We start from the raw sequence: 17,856 nt of genomic DNA, 5'->3' as shown, positions 1-17,856 counted from the left end.
GCAGCGCACAAAAATGATCCTAAATCAGCGCCGTAAATGCAAAAAGCCCGGCATCAGCCGGGCTCAAATATCTGATCAACGCAAGGCTTACTGCTCTGCAGTGGCCTCTGCGTCCTGATCCGCTTTGACGATATCCAGCAGCTCAACTTCAAACACCAAGGTAGAGTTTGCCGGAATACTTGGGTTTGCTTGCGAACCGTAAGCCAGCTCTGGCGGAATCACAAACTTGAACTTAGAACCGACCGGCATCAGCTGCACGCCTTCCGTCCAGCCCGGAATCACCTGATTCAGCGGGAAAGTGGCCGGTTGATTGCGCTTATATGAGCTGTCAAATTCCGTGCCGTCAATCAGCGTACCGCTATAGTGCACTTGCACTGTATCGGTGGCTTTTGGCATCTCGCCTTTACCTTCAGTCTCGACCTGATACAGCAGGCCTGATTCAGTTTTCTTCACGCCTTCTTGTTTTTCGAATTCCGCACGGAAATCATCGCCAGCTTTGGTGTTCTTTTCAGCTTCTTCTTTGGCTTTGCTTGCCATCATGTCAGAGACACGCTGATCCAGATCCTGCAGCGCCTGCTGTGTTTCTTCCTGGCTCATACGGCTGTTACCGGCAAAAACATCGCTCACCCCAGCCAGTACATCTTCTTTTTTCAGATCCAGACCCAGCTCTTTTTGCTGTTCCAGGTTCGCTGACAGGTATTGTGCCAGTGAAGCCCCAATCGCATAAGCCGCTTTCTGATCATCAGACTCGAATGCCATTGCAGCGTCTGTCGCAGCCGCCTGTTCAACTTTTGCCGGCTCTGCTGTCTCTGCCGGTGCTGACGTTTTCTCATCCTGGCAGCCAACGGCCAACAGAATCGTTGCTGCCAACACAGACATTTTTAGAACGGGTTTCAGAACTGGTTTCATGTATCTCTCCATTTATTCAGAGTCTAAGCTCTTAATTTTACGCAAGGTTCTACACAGCTATGTTAAAACCATGCCATATCAATATACTAATACCAACTATTTTCTTACCGTCATTCACTGCGTCGGACACAAATGCGTCACAGTCGGAACGCAAGAGTCTTAAAACGGAAAGTATGATCCATGCGCCAATCATTTTTAGCAGCAACTTTCATTCTGGCACTCTTTACCCTGGCCGGTTGTGATATTTCCGGCCCGGAACGCCAGCGCTGGGATCTGGCCGCTGACGGCGCCACCACATTCAGCCTGAGCCGGGATGGTCGATTTGCGCTACTTTATTCAGTCCAACAAGGTATCGTGCTCTGGGATCTACAGCAAAACAAAAAGTTAGCTGATTTAGGTTCTCAAGATCCACATCACACAACCGTGACAAACAGCGAGATATCCGACAATCAGCGGTTTGCCATTACCGTGACCGCACAAAACTTTGCGGTCTGGGATCTGGCCTGGAGCCAGGCACAGGGATTATGGTCTGTTTCTGACGGCATCATACGTGATGCGGCGATCGCCAATGACGGTAAACAGATACTCCTGGCATTGTCAAACGGCAAAGCGCTGTACGTCGACTTGGGCAACGGAAGACGACTGGAGTTCCTTGCCCACAGAGAAAAAGTCAATGCGGTCGCCCTCTCCCCCAACGGCCGTTATGCCCTTTCCGGTGGCGATGACAATCTGGCCTACCTCTGGGATACGGCCAGCGGTCAGATTCTTTACCGGTTTGAGCACCCGACACGAGTCAACCAGGTCGCCCTGCAGCGAGACGGCAAGCTGGCCTTCACTGCAGACAGCGGTAATCAGGCGTTTCTCTGGGATTTGTCCGACGGCCATCAACAGTCGGCACTGGCCATACGCCTGAGACAGCAAAACTTTTCCAGTGCACGGTTTTCTGATGATGGCAGCTATCTGGCAACCGGTACCCCTTCCAAACGGGTAGAGCTGTGGAACACTGCAACCGGGGAGAGAGCCGCTTACTGGAAAGCCGCCACACAAGAAAACGAGCGTCCGGGGTCGGCGGTGGTGTATGATGTGGCCATCACACCAGACGGTGACGTTCGCTCAGGCAGCTCAGCCGGCATCGCCCAGGACTGGTATATCACTGACTGAACACAGTAAACAGCAGCCGACATTGACAATGACAGATATCGAACAAAAGCTACAGGCTCAGATTGATGAGCTGGAAATGAAACAGGCTTTTCAGGAACAGACCATTGAAGAGCTGAATAGCGCCTTGACCCAGCAGCAGTTTGTGCTCGACAAACTCGTGGTACAGGTGCGCTATTTAGCTGGCAAAGTGCAAGGCTCTCAGGTGTCCAATATCGCCAGTGAAAGTGAAGAGACCCCGCCACCGCATTACTGATGCCGAGCAGAAAGCTCTGATACACTGATGAGACAAAAACGGGAAGCCTGAGCTTCCCGTTTTGTTGTCATGACAAGATGACTTAGTGGTTGCAGCAACCGCCATCATGATCGTGATCATGATCGTGATCATGACCACAACCGCCTTCCTGATGGATATGGCCGTGTGCAATCTCATCTTCAGTTGCCGCGCGGGTAGCAACGATTTCGACGTTGAATGTCAGCGTCTGACCCGCCAGCATGTGGTTACCGTCAACCACCACTTCATCGCCATCCACTTCGGTCACTTCAACAGGGATAGGACCCTGATCGGTATCGGCCAGGAAACGCATGCCCACGGTAATCTCGTCAACACCCTGGAAGACTTCAGCCGGTACACGCTGAACCATTTCTTCATGGTGCTCGCCATAAGCTTCTTCTGGCGCCACAGTCACTTCGAACTTGTCGCCAACTTCACGACCTTCCAGCGCATTTTCCAGACCAACGATCAGGTTGCTGTGGCCGTGCAGGTAATCAAGTGGCGCCTCAGTGGTTGACTCGTCAACAACGACGCCCTCTTCAGTTTTCACTTGATAAGCCAGGCTTACTACTGTGTCTTTAGCGACTTTCATGTTTACTCCGAATTTGAGCAGGGATTTAATCCGCCATCATACCGGATCTGCCCGCGATGACGCCAATTTTGTTCGCGCCGACTTTTTACTCCGGCTTGAAAATACCAATCACCTGCTCGGATGTCGTACCTGCAACATGTTTGCTGTCTTCAACCGATTTAGGCAGGCGCGTATCGGTATGGTGGCATGCCACACACTCGACTTTCTCTACCTCATTTTCCAGCCACCAGCGAAGGGTATCTTGCTGCTGGCATGCCGGACACACAGCCCCGGCGATAAAACGTTTCTTACTCATGGTTCTTTTCCTGCTCCTGCCAGGTTCTGCTGACCTGTCGGCCGGTCAGTCCCAGCCATTGTGTCGCTCACGTTCGCCCCGCATTTCCCGATCGAAGATCTCTTCCAGTTCTTTCCGGGCTTCTCTGGCCCGGGTCGCTAAGTGGACATCTTCCGAGTGCTGGGGCAATAAGTCCCGCAAGGCGGTGGTATCTAATTTCCGAAAATGTGCTTCTGCCCGTTTGGCTTTGTAAGGATGCATGCCCAGTGCCACCAGTGCCTGGCGTCCCAGATCCAGCGCGCCGGCAAAGGTCTCACGGGAAAACCTGTCCACACCGTGGCTGAGTAACTGATGCGCTTCCACCCGGCTACGGGCGCGTGCCAGTATTTTCAGGCGCGGAAAATGTTGCTGACAAAGGACCACCACCTGCATCACCTCTTCCGGATTGTCGGTACAGATAATAATCGCTTCTGCTTTTTCTGCGCCCGCCGCACGCAGTAAATCGAGCTGACTGGCATCGCCATAATACACCTTATAGCCAAACTTACGCAGGAACTGAATCTGACTTGGATCCCGTTCTAATATCGTGACCCGGATTTTATTGGCAAACAGCAGCCTGCCGACAACCTGACCAAAACGGCCAAACCCGGTAATGATCACCCTGGGTTCGCGATCGACCACATCGGATTCCGGTTCGTCGCTGGCTTCAGCTTTAAAAGTGCGTATGAACCATTTGTCCTGCAAACGCAAAATCAGCGGCGTGGTCATCATCGACAAGCTCACCACCACTAGTAAGAAACTGCTGAGATCCGCCGCGAGCAACCCTTCACTGCGTGCCGCCGTAAAGAGCACAAACGCAAATTCACCGCCCTGGCTGAGAATCGCCGCCATCTGGCTGCGCGACTTGGCCTGAATACCGAACAGGCGGGCCAGCAGATACAGGATTAAGCCCTTGATGACCACCAGAGCCACAACAGCGCCGAGAATTTGTAACGGGTACTCCAGCAGCAGGCCGAGATTGACCGCCATACCGACAGAGATAAAAAACAGGCCGAGCAGCAAGCCCTTAAACGGCTCGATGGCAATTTCCAGCTCGTGCCGGTATTCGCTTTCCGCCAGCAGTACCCCGGCCAGAAAGGTCCCAAGCGCCATCGACAGGCCGAGAATTTCCATGCCCAGTGCAATCCCTATCACCAGCAGCAGAGCCGTGACGGTAAAGAGCTCGCGCACCCCGGACATCACCACCCAGCGAAACAAGGGCCGCAGGAGAAAATGCCCACCAACCAGCAACACGGCTATACCTGCCACCATGGCGCCTAAATCGAGCCAGGTGCCACCATCGCTGCCCGCCAGCAGGGGCAACACCGCGAGCATAGGGATCACGGCGATATCCTGAAACAGCAGCACAGCAAAACCGGACTGTCCGGTCTGCGAGCCGCCGATGCCCTGCTCTTCAATGATCCGCAGTGCTATCGCGGTGGAAGATAACGCCAGCCCCATCCCGATCACCAGGGCGACCCGCCAATCCACCGCCCCGACAAACTGGCCGCACAAGAGCACCAGAGTGGCAATCACTAAACTGGTCAGTACCACCTGACTGCCGCCCAGGCCCAGAATGGGCTGCCGCATCTGCCAGAGCTTGCTGGGGTTCAGCTCCAGTCCAATCAGAAACAGCAGCAGCACAACCCCGAACTCAGAAAAGTGCAGCACTTCCTCGACATCATTGATCAGCCCCAGCCCCCAGGGGCCAATGCCGATCCCGGCCAGCAGATAGCCCAACACCGATCCCAGCCCGAGGCGCTGGGCGACCGGCACAGCCACAACGGCCGCGGCCAAAAACACCACACCGGCACTCAATACATCAGACGCCATAGCGCTTCTCCCTGTCGGCGCCGGTCTCGGCCAATGGCGAGTTCAGCCACTCCCGGTACAACTGCGCATGTTCGCGCCGCTCGGCATCCGGCACCCGGCGTGCCCAGTGCAGCACCAGAGGCGGTATCCAGTGCATCTGACACAGCTCGGCTGTGAGCTCAAACGGTTTGAGGATGTCATCCACACTGCTGCGGTTATACCCGTCCGGCGTGTAAGCTTCGGCCGCCCCGCCCGTCGTGATCACTGAACGCCAGTATTTGCCCTTGGTGGCCTTACCATCCCCGTGGGCGAACCCTTTGCTGAGCACCACATCAATCCATTCTTTGAGCAGCGAAGGGCATGAGTACATATAAAGAGGATGCTGAAAAACCAAAATATCATGCTGCGCCAGCAAGGCTCGCTCATAAGTGATATCGATGAAAAAGTCCGGATACTTGCCGTAAAGATCGTGAAACGTCACATGAGGCAGATTCGCCACTGCCGATAGCATGGCTTTATTGGCAACAGACGCATCCGGGTCCGGATGCGCGTAAATCAGCAAAATACGTGGTGGGGCGTGCTCCATAGGCCTGGTCCTCATTTCCCTGAGTCACATCATGAGCATTAACGGGATGTCCCGGCTCTTGAAACATCATACCGAATTCTGGCGCCAAAAGGTCGCTTAATTCCTGAGATTTCAACAGCAACAATAATGCGCTGCCCGTTCCTGAGTCTTCGGCCTTGTTCGCAGTTCACCGAGGTTTAGTATAGACTGCCGCCCCAGAAACCTATTTGTTGTGGAGCGGCAACAGCCGGTAGTAACAGGCGATGATCACTTTTTCTGATATTCAATTACTCAGGGGCGGAAATGTCCTTTTAGATCAGGCAACTGCCACGATTCATCCGGGCGATAAAGTCGGACTGGTGGGCAAGAATGGCTGTGGGAAATCCACCCTGTTTTCGTTGATCAAAAACGAGCTGACCGTCGATGCCGGGCAACATTCTATCCCATCGCACTGGGAGCTGGCCTGGGTCGCGCAGGAAACACCGGCACTGGTACGCACCGCGCTGGATTATGTGATTGACGGCGACCGCGAGTACCGCCAGCTGGAGCAGACACTGCAGGCGGCAGAGCTGGCCGATGACGGCAACAAGGTGGCTCTGCTGCACGACAAGCTTGACGCCATTGGCGGTTACAGTATCAAAGCCCGGGCATCCGAACTGCTCGATGGTCTGGGCTTTTCGCAGGCCCAGATGGATTGGAACCTGACGCAGTTTTCCGGTGGCTGGCGGATGCGCCTAAATCTTGCCCAGGCTCTGCTGTGCCGTTCCGATTTACTGCTGCTCGATGAGCCGACCAACCACCTGGATCTGGATGCCGTGCTGTGGCTGGAAAAATGGCTGCAAAATTACCGGGGCACTCTGGTCCTGATTTCACACGACCGCGATTTTCTCGATCCGGTTGTCGGCCGCATTATTCATGTCGAGAACCAGCGCCTGAACGAATACACAGGCAACTATTCGTCGTTTGAGAACCAGCGGGCGGAAAAACTGATTTTGCAGCAGTCGATGTATCAGAAGCAGCAAAAGCAAATGTCGCACATGCAGTCCTATATCGATCGCTTCCGCTATAAAGCCAGCAAAGCCCGCCAGGCGCAAAGCCGGATCAAAGCGCTGGAGCGACTGGAAAAAGTGCTGCCCGCCCAGTTCGACAACCCCTTCAGCTTTGAATTTCGCGAGCCGGACTCACTGCCTAACCCGATTATGATGATGGATCAGGTCGCGGCGGGTTATGGTGACACCCGAATTCTGGATCAGATCCGTCTGAACCTGGTCCCGGGCAGCCGGATTGGTCTGCTGGGCCGTAACGGGGCCGGTAAATCCACGCTGATCAAACTGCTGTCGGGTGAACTGCCGGTGCAGGCCGGCGATCTGACCTTCTCACAAGGCGTGAAGATTGGCTACTTTGCCCAGCACCAGCTGGAAACCCTGCGCCTGGATGAAACCCCGCTGCAACACATGAACCGCCTGGCACCGGAAGCCACAGAACAGCAGCTGCGCGACTACCTCGGCAGTTTTGGCTTCAAAGGCGACAAGGCCCTGGATCAGGTTGGCCCCTTTTCCGGCGGTGAAAAAGCCCGACTGGTCCTGGCGCTGATCGTGTGGCAGCGCCCGAACCTGCTGCTGCTGGATGAACCGACCAACCACCTGGATCTCGACATGCGTCAGGCACTGACGCTGGCCCTGCAGTCCTTTGAAGGGGCGATGGTGATCGTCAGCCACGACCGTTATCTGCTGCGCGCCACCACAGATGATTTGTATCTGGTGCATGACAGAAAAGTTGAACCGTTCGATGGCGATCTCAATGATTACCATAAGTGGCTGGCAGAGCAGCAGCGCAGCGAACGCCGCGAACAGCAGGCCGGCAAACCGGACACCGCCAGTAAAGACCACAGTGCCGCGTCACGCAAAGAGCTCAAACGCCTGGAAGCTGAGTTTCGCAAGCAAACCGCGCCGTTGCGCAAGCAGGTTGAAAAACTGGAAGCGAAGATGGAAAAACTCAGCCAGTCTCTGGCGACAGCAGAAGCCGCCTTGTCTGATGCCAGCATCTATGAGGCGGACAATAAAGCCCAACTGAACCAGACACTGCTTGATCAGAGTCAGGCCAAAGCCGCTTTGGAAGAGGTTGAGATGGAATGGATGGAACTGCACGAGCAGTTAGAAACAATGGAACAGGAATTCAATGTCAAATTCTGAGCACTCCGCCCGACAGCCTTTTCAGCCGGATCAGTTCTGGCGCTTCTGCCTGCAGCACTACAGCCTGGGCGGGGTCAGCCAGGCCTGCCTGCAGCTTCAGGATGATTTCCGGGGCAATGTCAATCTGGCCCTGTTACTGCTCTGGCTCGACAGCCAGCAGTACCCCTTGTCAGAGACAGAAATCCGCCAGCTGAATCAGGCGCTGAGCGCGAGCGACAGCCAGCTCAAAGCCTACCGTCAGTTGCGGCGCACACTGAAACCTCAGCTCGACCAGTCCGGTTACCAGCAGATGCTGGATTTTGAGCTGCTGCTGGAGCAGAACCAGCAGCAGGATCTGATCCGCTGCCTGAACCATCAGGCGCAGCAGGCCAGAGCCGCGCTGCCGCCGCCGGCCGACAACCTGGCCCAGTACTGCCAGCAGCTGGATGCCGCCAGCCTGACCGCCGCGATTCGCGGCTGACCATCGCAGTAAAAGCAGCATGAACAAGGCAGCCTGGCTGCCTTACCATATCATCACCACACAACCCGCAGTCAGTGCGCCCATCATCAGATTGAAAATCTGTCTGGCTTTCGGCTGATCCAGCCAGCGGCCAATCATGGTGCCGAATCCTGCCCAGAGCGAGACGCAGGGAAAGCCCACTACAAAGAAAATCAGGGCCACCGCCGCCGCTGACAGCCAGTACCCGTCCCCGCTCATGGTAAAGGTACTGATCGCGGTCACCGACATCATCCAGGCTTTGGGGTTCACATACTGAAACAGGGCCGCTGCGAAGAATGGCATCGGTCTGGCGTCACTGTCTTCTGTCTGAACCTTGCCTCCGGCAGAGGCAATCTTCCAGGCCAGATACAGCAAATAGGCACTGCCCAACCAGCGCAGGGCGTCATGCAGCACAGGATATTGCACAAAAAGCACCCCCAGCCCAGCCGCAACCAGCAGAATCATACTCACCAGCCCCCCGCCGATGCCCAGCATGTGCGGGACGGTGCGCCAGTAGCCAAAATTGGCCCCCGAGGCCGTTACCATCATATTGTTCGGCCCGGGGGTTCCGGTCATTGTGGCCGCAAATGCGGCCAGAGAGATTAAAAATTGCCATTCCAGGTTCATCTGCGACTCCGTGATTCACACCTAATTGTATTGATACAATTTTAATTTTCACTTGCTTAAACCCCACTGAAGCGGTCAAAATGCAGACTATCAAGGGTGTAAATTGCGATCAAAGGATTTATTGTCACCATGACAATCGAGACCATTCAGCAAGAATTTTTCGCCAGGTGTGACGATGGCCTGCCCAAATACCGTCGCCTGGCCGAAACCATGGCACATCTGATTGAATCGGGCCGGCTGACCGCCGGCAGCAAGCTGCCGACGCACAGAGCCATGGCCGATCAACTGCAGGTCACGGTCGGGACCATTACCCGCGCCTATGCCGAAGCTGAACGCCGGGGGCTGGTGGAAGCCAGAGTGGGCGCCGGCACTTACGTCAGCCAGAGTCAGCGCCCGGGCTGGGTATTCAGTTACCCCACTCAGGCACCCGATGAGTGCAATTTTGGCTATAACATCCCGCCTTATCTCGACCGATCAGCGCCGCTGGCGCAGGCCATGCAGACGATCGCGCAGCAGGCCGATCAGCTCAACCACCTGATGCTGTATCAGGATCCGCAAGGACTGAGCGAACACAGAGAGGTGATTTGCCGCTGGCTCAACCGCCATGGCACTCAGCTCGACCCGGCGCGTATGCATTTCACCTCCGGCGCGCAGCATGCCATTCAGCTGGTGCTGTCGGTGTTCTGCCGCAGCGGCGATACCCTGCTGACCGAACAAGTGGTCTATCCCGGCTTTCTCGGGCTGGCCCGTCAGATGCAGCTCAATGTCAGAGCGGTGGAGATGGATGAGCAAGGCCTGATCCCTGAGAGTCTGGAGACGGCCTGCCGCCAGTATCAGCCCCGGATGCTTTACTGCACGCCCACCCTGCAAAATCCGACCACAGCCGTCATGAGCCGGGAAAGGCGCGAAGCCATTCTGGCGGTATGCCGCCGTCACCAGGTGCTGGTGATTGAAGATGATGTCAATGGCTTGCTGCCGGTCGACGCTCCGCCGCCGCTGGTCAATCTCGACCGTGAACAGGTGATCCACTTCGGCAGCCTGTCGAAATGCCTCGCCCCGGGTTTGCGGCTGGGGTATATCCAGGTGCCGGGCAAACATCAGGACCGGCTGAACACGGCGCTGCACCATCACTGCCTGATGATCAGCCCGTTGCTCAGTGCCCTGGCCTGCGAGCTGATCCACCAGGGCGATGCCGACCGGCTGCTGACCGCGATCCGGCAAGACATCGCCCAGCGACAATCGTTGCTCGACCGCTATCTGCACCCCTATCAGATACAGCATCACGCGCAGAGCTTCCATGCCTGGCTCAGCTTGCCGGACCACTGGCGCTTGAGCGACTTTGTCGCGGCCGCTGAAGCCAGAGACGTGATCGTCAAGTCAGCTGAGCTGTTTACGCCGCCGGGCAGTACCATCCCCCAGGCAGTGCGTCTGGCCGTCAGCGCGCCGCACAGTCATGATAAACTTGAACAGGGTCTGGCTATTCTGGCTGAGCTGCTGGCTCAGGAACCATACCCGGATTTTCCGCTGTGAGGGAGCAACTGATGCATCATTTTGAGCCTGCCGCTGGCCTGCGTAACGCCCATCTACAAACCATTCTGCCGCGGATGATTCGCCGGCAGCCCCGGTTCGAGCCGCTGACAGAACGCATTCAGACCCCGGATGATGATTTCCTCGATCTGGTCTGGACCGGCACGCCGTCTCATCACCCGGCGGAGAAACCCGTCATGATCCTCTTTCACGGCCTGGAAGGCAGTTTTCGCAGCCCTTACGCCCACAGCCTGCTGTTTGCGACCAGGCAGCAGGGCTGGCTGGGGGTGATGATGCATTTTCGCGGCTGCAGCGGCGAAGTGAACCGTCAAGCGAGAAGCTATCATTCGGGGGAAACTTCCGACGCCACCTTTTTTATCCGCCATCTGCGTGCGCGTTTTCCCCGCAATCCCCTGCTGGCGGTCGGTGTCTCGCTGGGCGGAAACATGCTGGTCAATTATCTTGCCGAAACTGGCGCCGCGTCGGAACTCACTGCCGCTCAGGTGATCTCACCGCCTTTGGATCTGGCGGCCTGCTCAGACCGGATACAGCAAGGATTTTCGCGGGTCTACCAGCGCTATCTGCTGGGTTCGATGAAGAAGAATATGCTGAAAAAAATGGCGTCCTTACCCGACGTGCTGCCATTTCAGAGTGAGCAGATCACGGCGCTGCGCTCGCTGCGTCAGTTTGACGATGCCGTCACCGCGCCCCTGCACGGCTTCAGCAATGCCGAAGATTATTACCAGCGCTGCAGCGGACTGGGCAAACTGGCCCGGGTCACCACGCCGTTGCGGGTGATTCATGCCGCCGACGATCCCTTCATGACCGAGGCCGTGATCCCCAAGCAACCGCTGCCGCCGCACATCGACTATCATCTGACCCGGCATGGCGGCCACGTCGGCTTTATCAGCGGCACCTGGCGCGAACCGGTATTCTGGCTGGATCACACTGTACCGGCCTGGTTCCGGGACAAACTGGGGGCATAAAAAAACAACGCCTGGCATCAGGCGTTGTTCCGTCACTGTCTAACCTATCTTACCGGTGTCAATGAGCTGTTGAATCAGCGGCCGCATGATCAGCTCCATCGCAAAGCTCATTTTACCGCCCGGCACTACCAGGGTATTGTGGCGCGACATAAAAGAGCCCTGGATCATCGCCAGCAGATAGGGGAAGTCCACGTTTTTGATGCCGCGAAAACGGATCACCACAAAACTCTCGTCCAGACTGGGGATCGCTTTGGCACTGACCGGGTTTGAAGTATCCACGGTCGGCACACGCTGAAAGTTGATATGGGTCCGGGAGAACTGTGGCGTGATGTAATTGAGGTAATCATCCATTGAGCGGACAATCGACTCCATCACCGCCTCGCGGGAATGGCCGCGATCCCGCGTATCACGGACGATCTTCTGGATCCACTCCAGGTTGACAATCGGCACCATGCCAATCAGCAAATCCACATGCTGTGCCACATTGACATCGCCGTCCACCACACCGCCATGAAGCCCTTCATAAAACAGCAGATCGGTATTTTCCGGCAAATCCTGCCAGGGGGTGAATGTGCCCGGCATCTGATTATACGGCACGGCCTCGTCAAAGGTGTGCAGGTAACGGCGAAACTTGCCGCTGCCGTCTTCACCATACTGGCGGAAAAAATTACCCAATTGAGCAAAGTCGTTGGCCTGCGGGCCAAAATAACTGATATGACGGCCTTGCTCTTTGGCTTTGCGGATCTCCACATCCATTTCAGGGCGGGTGAACCGGTGGAAGCTGTCCCCTTCCAGCCAGGCCGCATGAATGTTCAACATGTTAAACATCTTACGGAAGGCTTCTGAGGTGGTGGACGTTCCTGCTCCGGAGGAACCTGTTACTGCAATGATCGGGTGTTTTGCAGACATGACATACCTTGTCGTTAATCCTAACGGAATCAGTTAGTAACAGGGCCAGAGAAAGCAGTCAAGTTTCACAGGCCCGTTCATCGGCGTCAGCTTCCGTTTTCTGCTGCCGCTTTTCATTATGGCAGCTTTATTCTGCGCTCAGTGAACGGCGCAGTTTAATATCAACCGTTTCATGGAGTTCAGAGAACAGAATCACTGCCTCGCCACTCTCCAGTTGCTGCCTGACTCTGGCGACCTTCTGTTCCAGACTTAGCTCGCGTTCGCCGTAGTCCGTGCCTTCGCGCAGGACAAAGTGTTCAATTAAATTATCGAGTGTCTCTGAGTCCAATTCTTGCCAGGGGATGATCATACTGCTCACCGAAAAATAAGGGGAAAAACCGGCACGGCATTCCCGAAACACCATTAAGCGGCGACGATTTCATAAGAATGGGTCAGCGTGACACCTTTACCCAGCATCAGGCATACAGAGCAATATTTTTCCAGCGAATCACCGACCGCTTTGGCCACCAGCGCGTCATCCAGATCATGGCCGGTCACCACGAAATGCAGATTGACCGAGGTAAAATAACGCGGCGCCTGCTCGCGGCGCTCTGAGGTCATGTTGGCTTCGCAGGCCGTGATGGCCTGGCCGGCACTTTTCAGGCCGTCGACCACATCGACAGAGCTGCAACCACCAGCCGCCATCAGCACCAGCTCCATCGGACTCGGCGCCGTTTTGCCGCCGTTCCCGTCCATGACCACACTGTGGCCCGAGTTTGACTGGCCGACAAAAGTCAAACCTTCTACCCATTTAACACGTGATTGCATGCGATGCTCCTTACTACTCAAACCCGCATTTAAAAACTAAGTCACAACTGTGTGATCATGTGCACAGTAATGCGTCCAAAATGTGCATTTATCGTCACCCAATATCAAGCAATGCGTGTCGAAAAAAGTTAAACTCTTGGACTGAATGTTCACATGCGCTTGCAGCCCAGCCGTTGACTGAATATCCTAGTTGGCAAACAATGATATTGTTATACCCAACCCCAATTCAAGGAATGACGTTGTTGGGCAATACACTGCAGAGGAAGTTAGTAATATGGTTCCAGGTAAACCGCAAACAGATCCAACCTTGGAGTGGTTCCTTTCTCATTGCCACATTCATAAGTACCCTTCAAAGAGTACACTGATCCACGCTGGCGAGAAAGCAGAGACCCTCTACTACATCGTTAAAGGCTCCGTTGCCGTTCTTATCAAGGACGAAGAAGGCAAAGAGATGATTCTGTCCTACCTCAACCAGGGCGACTTCATCGGTGAGCTTGGCCTGTTTGAAGAAGGCCAGGAGCGTACTGCCTGGGTTCGAGCAAAAACACCATGTGAAGTGGCAGAGATTTCCTTTAAGAAATTCCGTCAGCTGATCCAGGTCAACCCGGACATCCTGATGCGACTGTCTGCTCAGATGGCGCGCCGTCTGCAAGTCACCAGCCAGAAAGTTGGCGACCTGGCCTTCCTGGATGTGACCGGTCGTATTGCCCAGACGCTGCTGAATCTGGCCAAACAGCCAGATGCCATGACCCACCCGGACGGGATGCAGATCAAAATCACCCGTCAGGAAATCGGTCAAATCGTTGGCTGTTCCCGTGAAACCGTTGGCCGCATCCTGAAGATGCTGGAAGAGCAGAACCTGATTTCTGCCCACGGTAAAACCATCGTGGTTTACGGCACTCGCTGATCACTCAGCTGTGATGCAGCCAATGTGAGTATCAGAAAAGCCGCCGGTGCGGCTTTTCTTGCATTTGCACCCCATCCCCCCGGCTTTGCATCGGGTTCCTCTAGTGACCTCACAGTTTTTCAGTTGCCTTCCTCATCCCTAGTGCTACATTTGGCATATTAGTTTGATGTGGATGTCGCGATATGGATATCGAACGTTTTGCCCCGAATGCACAGCACAGTCAGGTGCCGCCCCGCCCTGTAGTCACGATGGGGCGTTTTCTCACAGCGTCAGTAGAGATGACAGGGTTTCAGTCACCCCGCCAGTTACTGGAACAGGAAGCCGGTTTACACGCCGGGATCCTGAGCCGTGACAACGATGCCTGGTTACTGCCCTTGGATCAACATCACTGACACCAGGTATTTCAGACATAAAAAAACAGCGACCCAAAGGCCGCTGTTTTGTGTATTTCAGTCTGGCTGAATTACATATTGGTACTTTCGAAGATTTTATCGGCTGACGCTTCGACAAAGCCCGGATAGAGCTCACCGTCCGCCTGCGGATAACGCTTGGCGAACTCATAAAAACCACCCGGAATCGTGCGTACGCCGTCGGTGAAGGATACATCCACACGATCCGCCATCGTCGAGGACTGCTCCAGCATCACTTCCGGATTGCCTTTCACTTCGCCGCCGGCTTCGTTGATACTGAACCCGTTGTGACGCAGCAAACTGTTGACCGCCGCCACTTCCGTGAACTGCTCCAGCTGATTAACGCTCACAGTAAAGTGATTCGCACCGTAACCGTGAGCGGCCACCCAGCCGGCATACTCGCTTTCCGCAGCCAGCATTTCATAGGTTGCAAAGTCCAGCTCCCACAAACGGCCGTTATAGAGGAAAGACGCATCCTTCATTGCACCGTCAGGGATCTGCTTGACCAGCGCACGCACCGTGTTCTGCAATTGTGCAGAGCACTGACCAACCAGCAGTTCACTGATAAACACTTTCGGGGCAGCCGGATTCGGGTGCTCGAAGTGCTCTGCGTACAGTTTCTTCTGCTCGAAATGATAAGTGCCGCACGGCTTGTAGCCGATGGCGATAAAAGGTGCCGCCAGAACATCCAGGCTGACACCCGGCAGGTTAAAGGTACGCAGCGCAATATGATCATTTTGCAGAGGCTCTTCCTCTGTCAGCAGATCGTGTACCTGCGCCGCCGACGGGCAAAGACGGGTCGTAAAGTCCTGCCACAGGGCATCAAACAATTTTTCCACTCTTTCCATGATGCGGTTCCCCTTCGAAAATACGGGTTAAGTATGAGTTACAGTTGGATCCCTGGCGACAGCTGTGCCGGCAGTTCGGTTGCCTCACCTTCCATCGATGCCATTGGGTAGGCACAATAATCCGCGGCGTAGTAAGCACTCGGACGCAGGTTACCCGAGGCACCCGGACCACCGAACGGCGCATCGCCGCTGGCACCGGTCAACTGGCGGTTACGGTTGACGACGCCCGCACGGATATGATCAATAAAGTATTCCCACTCACTGTCGTCAGTCGACACCAGACCGGCAGACAGACCGTAACGGGTGTTGTTGGCCATCTCGACCGCCTGAGGCAGTTCCTGGTAACGCGCCACCTGCAGCAGCGGTCCGAAGTATTCTTCGTCCGGCAGTTCGGCAATCTTACTGACTTCAATGATACCCGGGGTCACGATGGCGCCCTGACCACGTTCGGCTTTCAGCAGTGGTTCACCCCCCATCTCAATCAGACGCTCCTGGGCTGCCACGATATTATCGGCGGCCAGCGTCGAGATTTGCGGGCCCATAAACGGTTGCGGCTCGGCAAACGGGCCGTCCACCTTGATGGCTTTGGCCGCTTCGACCAGCGCCGCAATCAGGGCATCCCCTTCTGCCCCTTCCGGGACATACAGACGACGGGCACAGGTACAACGCTGTCCGGCACTGATGAAGGCCGACTGGATGATGGTGTACACAGTGGATTTCAGATCGCCATAGGCCTTGGAGATGACCATAGGATTGTTGCCGCCCATCTCCAGTGCCAGCATTTTGCCCGGCTGACCGGCAAACTGACGGTGCAGGATATGCCCGGTATTGGCACTGCCGGTAAACAGCAGACCATCAATACCGGCCGACTGCGCCAGCGCTTCACCGGTCGCCCGCGCGCCCTGAACCAGGTTCAGTACACCGGCTGGCAAACCCGCCTGTTCCCACAGCTTGACGGTTTCTTCCGCCACTTTCGGCGTCAGATCTGAGGGTTTGAATACCACAGTGTTCCCCGCCAGCAGCGCAGGAACAATGTGGCCGTTTGGCAGGTGGCCAGGGAAATTATACGGACCAAAGACCGCCATCACGCCCAGCGGACGGTGACGCAGTACGGCTTTGGTGCCGGCCACGTCTTTTTCACGCTCGCCGGTACGCTCATTGTAAGCACGCAGAGAAATGGCAATCTTACCCACCATGGCGCCGGCTTCAGTGCGCGTTTCCCACAGCGGTTTACCAGTTTCTTCAGCGATAGTGCGGGCAAGGTGCTCGCTGTTGTCTTTGACCAGGGCAGCGAAGCGCTCAACGATAGCCTGACGCTCTTCCAGGCGGGTATGACGCCAGGTCACCAGTGCCTGACGTGCGCTGGCCACAGCCTGCTCAACCTGCTCGGTTGTGGCACTCTTACCTTCCCAGATCACTTCACCGCTGAATGGGTTCAGCGACTGCATCGCTTCGCCCTGACCGGCTTGCCAGTTGCCTGCAATCCATTGTGTCATTTTGTATTCCACCCTAGTTATTGAGCAATCAGGCGAACCTGATCCCCGTTTTTCACTTCTAACACCTTGGCCATTTCCGGAGAAATGATGGCCAGATTACGTTCACCATCCAGTGCCGCTTTACCGACCGTTGCACGGAAACCGGCAAAACGGGTATTACTGATGATGTAATTATGCGAGCTGTGATGTTCGCCGATCTCAACCGTACAGCGCTGAGATGCACGGACCGACTCAATATGGCGAAGATCGCACTCCACCGTGGGGCCGGCATCAAAAATATCGACATAGCCACGGTTGACGAAACCTTCTGCTTCCAGCAATTTTAGCGCCGGGCGCGTATTGTCGTGCACCTGTCCAATCACGGCCTGGGCCTCTTTGCTCAGCAGGTTGACGTAGATGGGCAATTTCGGCATCAGATCGGCAATGAATTCTTTCTTGCCGATCCCTGTTAGGTAATCGGCCTCGACGAAATCAATCGAGAAAAAGTGCTCTTTCAGCCATTCCCAGAACGGGGAATTTCCCTGCTCATCCGATACACCGCGCATTTCGGCAATCACAGTGTCAGAAAAACGGTGGCTGTGCTCGGCCAGCATAAGGAAACGGCACTTGGACAGCAGCTTTCCGTTCAGCCCCTGACGCCACTGAGGACGCAGGAATAAGGTGCACAGTTCACTCACACCCGTGTAGTCATTACCAAACGTGAGTACCTTCAGCACTTTGTGCACATCCAGATGATGTGAATTATGGACCAGGGTGCTGAGGTGATAAGTATAGAATGGGTTATCCAGTCCGACTGCCGCTTCCAGGGCGGTCGTACCAGCAATTTCGCCTGTCTCAGTATCTTCCGCCACCATGAGGTAGCCTTCCGGACCCGGTGCAGTGACGTCTTTATTAAAGCTTTCCACTGAATGCGCAATCCGATTACTGAGGATCTCCTCGTTAACCGGCAATGATGTGAAGCCGTGACCTGATTCGTCGGCGCACATCATCAGTGCAGGTAAATCAGCTTTTGTAATGGGACGTATAACCAGCATCGAACTCCCTCC

Annotated in this window: 19 protein-coding genes and 1 pseudogene; 8 read left to right on the top strand and 12 right to left on the bottom strand. The window is 55.4% G+C overall.

What is annotated here, in order from left to right; all coding sequences use genetic code 11:
• Positions 1 to 87: 87 nt before the first annotated feature.
• Positions 88 to 897, bottom strand: coding sequence for an FKBP-type peptidyl-prolyl cis-trans isomerase (gene fkpA, locus P4S53_RS10730; protein ID WP_337114465.1), 810 nt, complete (start codon positions 895 to 897; stop codon positions 88 to 90).
• A 192-nt stretch (positions 898 to 1,089) separates the two neighbouring features.
• Here fkpA and P4S53_RS10725 point away from each other — a divergent pair, with 192 nt between their 5' ends.
• Together P4S53_RS10725 and P4S53_RS10720 are read left to right on the top strand one after the other, a co-directional pair.
• The gene (locus P4S53_RS10725) at positions 1,090 to 2,070 is read left to right on the top strand and encodes a WD40 repeat domain-containing protein (RefSeq protein WP_337112692.1); all 981 of its coding nucleotides are present in this window, start codon (positions 1,090 to 1,092) and stop codon (positions 2,068 to 2,070) included.
• A gap of 28 nt (positions 2,071 to 2,098) precedes the next feature.
• Positions 2,099 to 2,323 carry a SlyX family protein gene (locus P4S53_RS10720; protein WP_337114464.1) on the top strand — a complete coding sequence of 75 codons (225 nt, stop codon included), beginning with the start codon at positions 2,099 to 2,101 and terminating at the stop codon, positions 2,321 to 2,323.
• 91 nt (positions 2,324 to 2,414) lie between these two features.
• Here P4S53_RS10720 and slyD read toward each other — a convergent pair.
• From slyD to kefG, 4 genes and pseudogenes are all read right to left on the bottom strand, one after another.
• A pseudogene (gene slyD / locus P4S53_RS10715) lies at positions 2,415 to 2,933 on the bottom strand (peptidylprolyl isomerase); the annotation flags it as partial.
• Positions 2,934 to 3,018: 85 nt separating this feature from the next.
• Positions 3,019 to 3,228 (bottom strand): YheV family putative zinc ribbon protein, encoded by a 210-nt coding sequence (locus P4S53_RS10710; protein WP_337112691.1) that lies wholly within the window; start codon positions 3,226 to 3,228, stop codon positions 3,019 to 3,021.
• A gap of 45 nt (positions 3,229 to 3,273) precedes the next feature.
• Complete coding sequence (gene kefB / locus P4S53_RS10705; protein ID WP_337112690.1) at positions 3,274 to 5,079, bottom strand: glutathione-regulated potassium-efflux system protein KefB; 1,806 nt, start codon at positions 5,077 to 5,079, stop codon at positions 3,274 to 3,276.
• Entirely contained in the window at positions 5,069 to 5,644 is a 576-nt protein-coding gene (gene kefG, locus P4S53_RS10700; RefSeq protein WP_337112689.1) for a glutathione-regulated potassium-efflux system ancillary protein KefG, read from the bottom strand. The genes kefB and kefG overlap by 11 nt, the downstream gene beginning before the upstream one ends.
• 242 nt (positions 5,645 to 5,886) lie before the next feature.
• On the opposite strand from kefG, the gene P4S53_RS10695 reads away from it, so the two are divergent.
• Positions 5,887 to 7,815 (top strand): ABC transporter ATP-binding protein, encoded by a 1,929-nt coding sequence (locus P4S53_RS10695; protein ID WP_337112688.1) that lies wholly within the window; start codon positions 5,887 to 5,889, stop codon positions 7,813 to 7,815.
• The gene (locus tag P4S53_RS10690) at positions 7,802 to 8,275 is read left to right on the top strand and encodes a TIGR02444 family protein (protein WP_337112687.1); all 474 of its coding nucleotides are present in this window, start codon (positions 7,802 to 7,804) and stop codon (positions 8,273 to 8,275) included. Before P4S53_RS10695 ends, P4S53_RS10690 begins: the two co-directional genes overlap by 14 nt.
• Positions 8,276 to 8,317: 42 nt before the next feature.
• Here the strand turns inward: P4S53_RS10690 and P4S53_RS10685 are convergent, their stop codons facing one another.
• The gene (locus tag P4S53_RS10685; RefSeq protein WP_337112686.1) at positions 8,318 to 8,920 is read right to left on the bottom strand and encodes a LysE family translocator; all 603 of its coding nucleotides are present in this window, start codon (positions 8,918 to 8,920) and stop codon (positions 8,318 to 8,320) included.
• 129 nt (positions 8,921 to 9,049) lie between these two features.
• Here P4S53_RS10685 and P4S53_RS10680 point away from each other — a divergent pair, with 129 nt between their 5' ends.
• Positions 9,050 to 10,450, top strand: a complete 1,401-nt coding sequence (locus P4S53_RS10680) for an aminotransferase-like domain-containing protein (protein WP_337112685.1) — start codon at positions 9,050 to 9,052, stop codon at positions 10,448 to 10,450.
• A gap of 11 nt (positions 10,451 to 10,461) precedes the next feature.
• Complete coding sequence (locus P4S53_RS10675) at positions 10,462 to 11,433, top strand: hydrolase (RefSeq protein ID WP_337112684.1); 972 nt, start codon at positions 10,462 to 10,464, stop codon at positions 11,431 to 11,433.
• Between the two features lie 39 nt (positions 11,434 to 11,472).
• Here P4S53_RS10675 and P4S53_RS10670 read toward each other — a convergent pair whose 3' ends face one another.
• The 3 genes from P4S53_RS10670 to P4S53_RS10660 all read right to left on the bottom strand — a co-directional run bounded on the left by P4S53_RS10670 (position 11,473) and on the right by P4S53_RS10660 (position 13,149).
• The gene (locus P4S53_RS10670; protein WP_027250653.1) at positions 11,473 to 12,342 is read right to left on the bottom strand and encodes a phosphoribulokinase; all 870 of its coding nucleotides are present in this window, start codon (positions 12,340 to 12,342) and stop codon (positions 11,473 to 11,475) included.
• Positions 12,343 to 12,469: 127 nt separating this feature from the next.
• Complete coding sequence (locus tag P4S53_RS10665) at positions 12,470 to 12,691, bottom strand: YheU family protein (protein ID WP_337112683.1); 222 nt, start codon at positions 12,689 to 12,691, stop codon at positions 12,470 to 12,472.
• 53 nt (positions 12,692 to 12,744) lie between these two features.
• On the bottom strand, positions 12,745 to 13,149 hold the full coding sequence (locus P4S53_RS10660) for an OsmC family protein (protein WP_337112682.1): 405 nt from the start codon (positions 13,147 to 13,149) through the stop codon (positions 12,745 to 12,747).
• Between the two features lie 274 nt (positions 13,150 to 13,423).
• Between P4S53_RS10660 and crp the strand changes: the two genes are divergently transcribed.
• Positions 13,424 to 14,056 carry a cAMP-activated global transcriptional regulator CRP gene (crp, locus tag P4S53_RS10655; protein WP_027250650.1) on the top strand — a complete coding sequence of 211 codons (633 nt, stop codon included), beginning with the start codon at positions 13,424 to 13,426 and terminating at the stop codon, positions 14,054 to 14,056.
• A gap of 182 nt (positions 14,057 to 14,238) precedes the next feature.
• Positions 14,239 to 14,448, top strand: a complete 210-nt coding sequence (locus P4S53_RS10650; RefSeq protein WP_337112681.1) for a hypothetical protein — start codon at positions 14,239 to 14,241, stop codon at positions 14,446 to 14,448.
• 71 nt (positions 14,449 to 14,519) lie between these two features.
• Here P4S53_RS10650 and P4S53_RS10645 read toward each other — a convergent pair whose 3' ends face one another.
• From P4S53_RS10645 to astA, 3 genes are read right to left on the bottom strand one after another with little or no spacing between them, the layout of a single operon-like run.
• A complete protein-coding gene (locus tag P4S53_RS10645) occupies positions 14,520 to 15,314 on the bottom strand; it encodes a DUF1338 domain-containing protein (RefSeq protein ID WP_337112679.1) in 795 nt (264 codons plus the stop codon).
• A 38-nt stretch (positions 15,315 to 15,352) separates the two neighbouring features.
• Positions 15,353 to 16,810, bottom strand: a complete 1,458-nt coding sequence (astD, locus tag P4S53_RS10640) for a succinylglutamate-semialdehyde dehydrogenase (protein WP_337112678.1) — start codon at positions 16,808 to 16,810, stop codon at positions 15,353 to 15,355.
• A gap of 17 nt (positions 16,811 to 16,827) precedes the next feature.
• On the bottom strand, positions 16,828 to 17,844 hold the full coding sequence (gene astA, locus P4S53_RS10635; protein WP_027250646.1) for an arginine N-succinyltransferase: 1,017 nt from the start codon (positions 17,842 to 17,844) through the stop codon (positions 16,828 to 16,830).
• Positions 17,845 to 17,856: the final 12 nt, after the last annotated feature.

Origin of the sequence: Photobacterium sp. Hal280 (genome assembly GCF_037162255.1) — a bacterium.
Taxonomy (GTDB): Bacteria; Pseudomonadota; Gammaproteobacteria; order Enterobacterales; family Vibrionaceae; genus Photobacterium.
This window is presented reverse-complemented; position numbering and strand designations above follow the sequence as displayed.

Bases quoted from the DNA above. Each gene is read 5' to 3' on its own strand.
- P4S53_RS10725 (WP_337112692.1), top strand. From the start codon at position 1,090: ATGCGCCAATCATTTTTAGCAGCAACTTTCATTCTGGCACTCTTTACC.
- P4S53_RS10720 (WP_337114464.1), top strand. From the start codon at position 2,099: ATGACAGATATCGAACAAAAGCTACAGGCTCAGATTGATGAGCTGGAA.
- P4S53_RS10710 (WP_337112691.1), bottom strand. From the start codon at position 3,228: ATGAGTAAGAAACGTTTTATCGCCGGGGCTGTGTGTCCGGCATGCCAG.
- kefB (WP_337112690.1), bottom strand. From the start codon at position 5,079: ATGGCGTCTGATGTATTGAGTGCCGGTGTGGTGTTTTTGGCCGCGGCC.
- kefG (WP_337112689.1), bottom strand. From the start codon at position 5,644: ATGGAGCACGCCCCACCACGTATTTTGCTGATTTACGCGCATCCGGAC.
- P4S53_RS10695 (WP_337112688.1), top strand. From the start codon at position 5,887: ATGATCACTTTTTCTGATATTCAATTACTCAGGGGCGGAAATGTCCTT.
- P4S53_RS10690 (WP_337112687.1), top strand. From the start codon at position 7,802: ATGTCAAATTCTGAGCACTCCGCCCGACAGCCTTTTCAGCCGGATCAG.
- P4S53_RS10685 (WP_337112686.1), bottom strand. From the start codon at position 8,920: ATGAACCTGGAATGGCAATTTTTAATCTCTCTGGCCGCATTTGCGGCC.
- P4S53_RS10680 (WP_337112685.1), top strand. From the start codon at position 9,050: ATGACAATCGAGACCATTCAGCAAGAATTTTTCGCCAGGTGTGACGAT.
- P4S53_RS10675 (WP_337112684.1), top strand. From the start codon at position 10,462: ATGCATCATTTTGAGCCTGCCGCTGGCCTGCGTAACGCCCATCTACAA.
- P4S53_RS10670 (WP_027250653.1), bottom strand. From the start codon at position 12,342: ATGTCTGCAAAACACCCGATCATTGCAGTAACAGGTTCCTCCGGAGCA.
- P4S53_RS10665 (WP_337112683.1), bottom strand. From the start codon at position 12,691: ATGATCATCCCCTGGCAAGAATTGGACTCAGAGACACTCGATAATTTA.
- P4S53_RS10660 (WP_337112682.1), bottom strand. From the start codon at position 13,149: ATGCAATCACGTGTTAAATGGGTAGAAGGTTTGACTTTTGTCGGCCAG.
- crp (WP_027250650.1), top strand. From the start codon at position 13,424: ATGGTTCCAGGTAAACCGCAAACAGATCCAACCTTGGAGTGGTTCCTT.
- P4S53_RS10650 (WP_337112681.1), top strand. From the start codon at position 14,239: ATGGATATCGAACGTTTTGCCCCGAATGCACAGCACAGTCAGGTGCCG.
- P4S53_RS10645 (WP_337112679.1), bottom strand. From the start codon at position 15,314: ATGGAAAGAGTGGAAAAATTGTTTGATGCCCTGTGGCAGGACTTTACG.
- astD (WP_337112678.1), bottom strand. From the start codon at position 16,810: ATGACACAATGGATTGCAGGCAACTGGCAAGCCGGTCAGGGCGAAGCG.
- astA (WP_027250646.1), bottom strand. From the start codon at position 17,844: ATGCTGGTTATACGTCCCATTACAAAAGCTGATTTACCTGCACTGATG.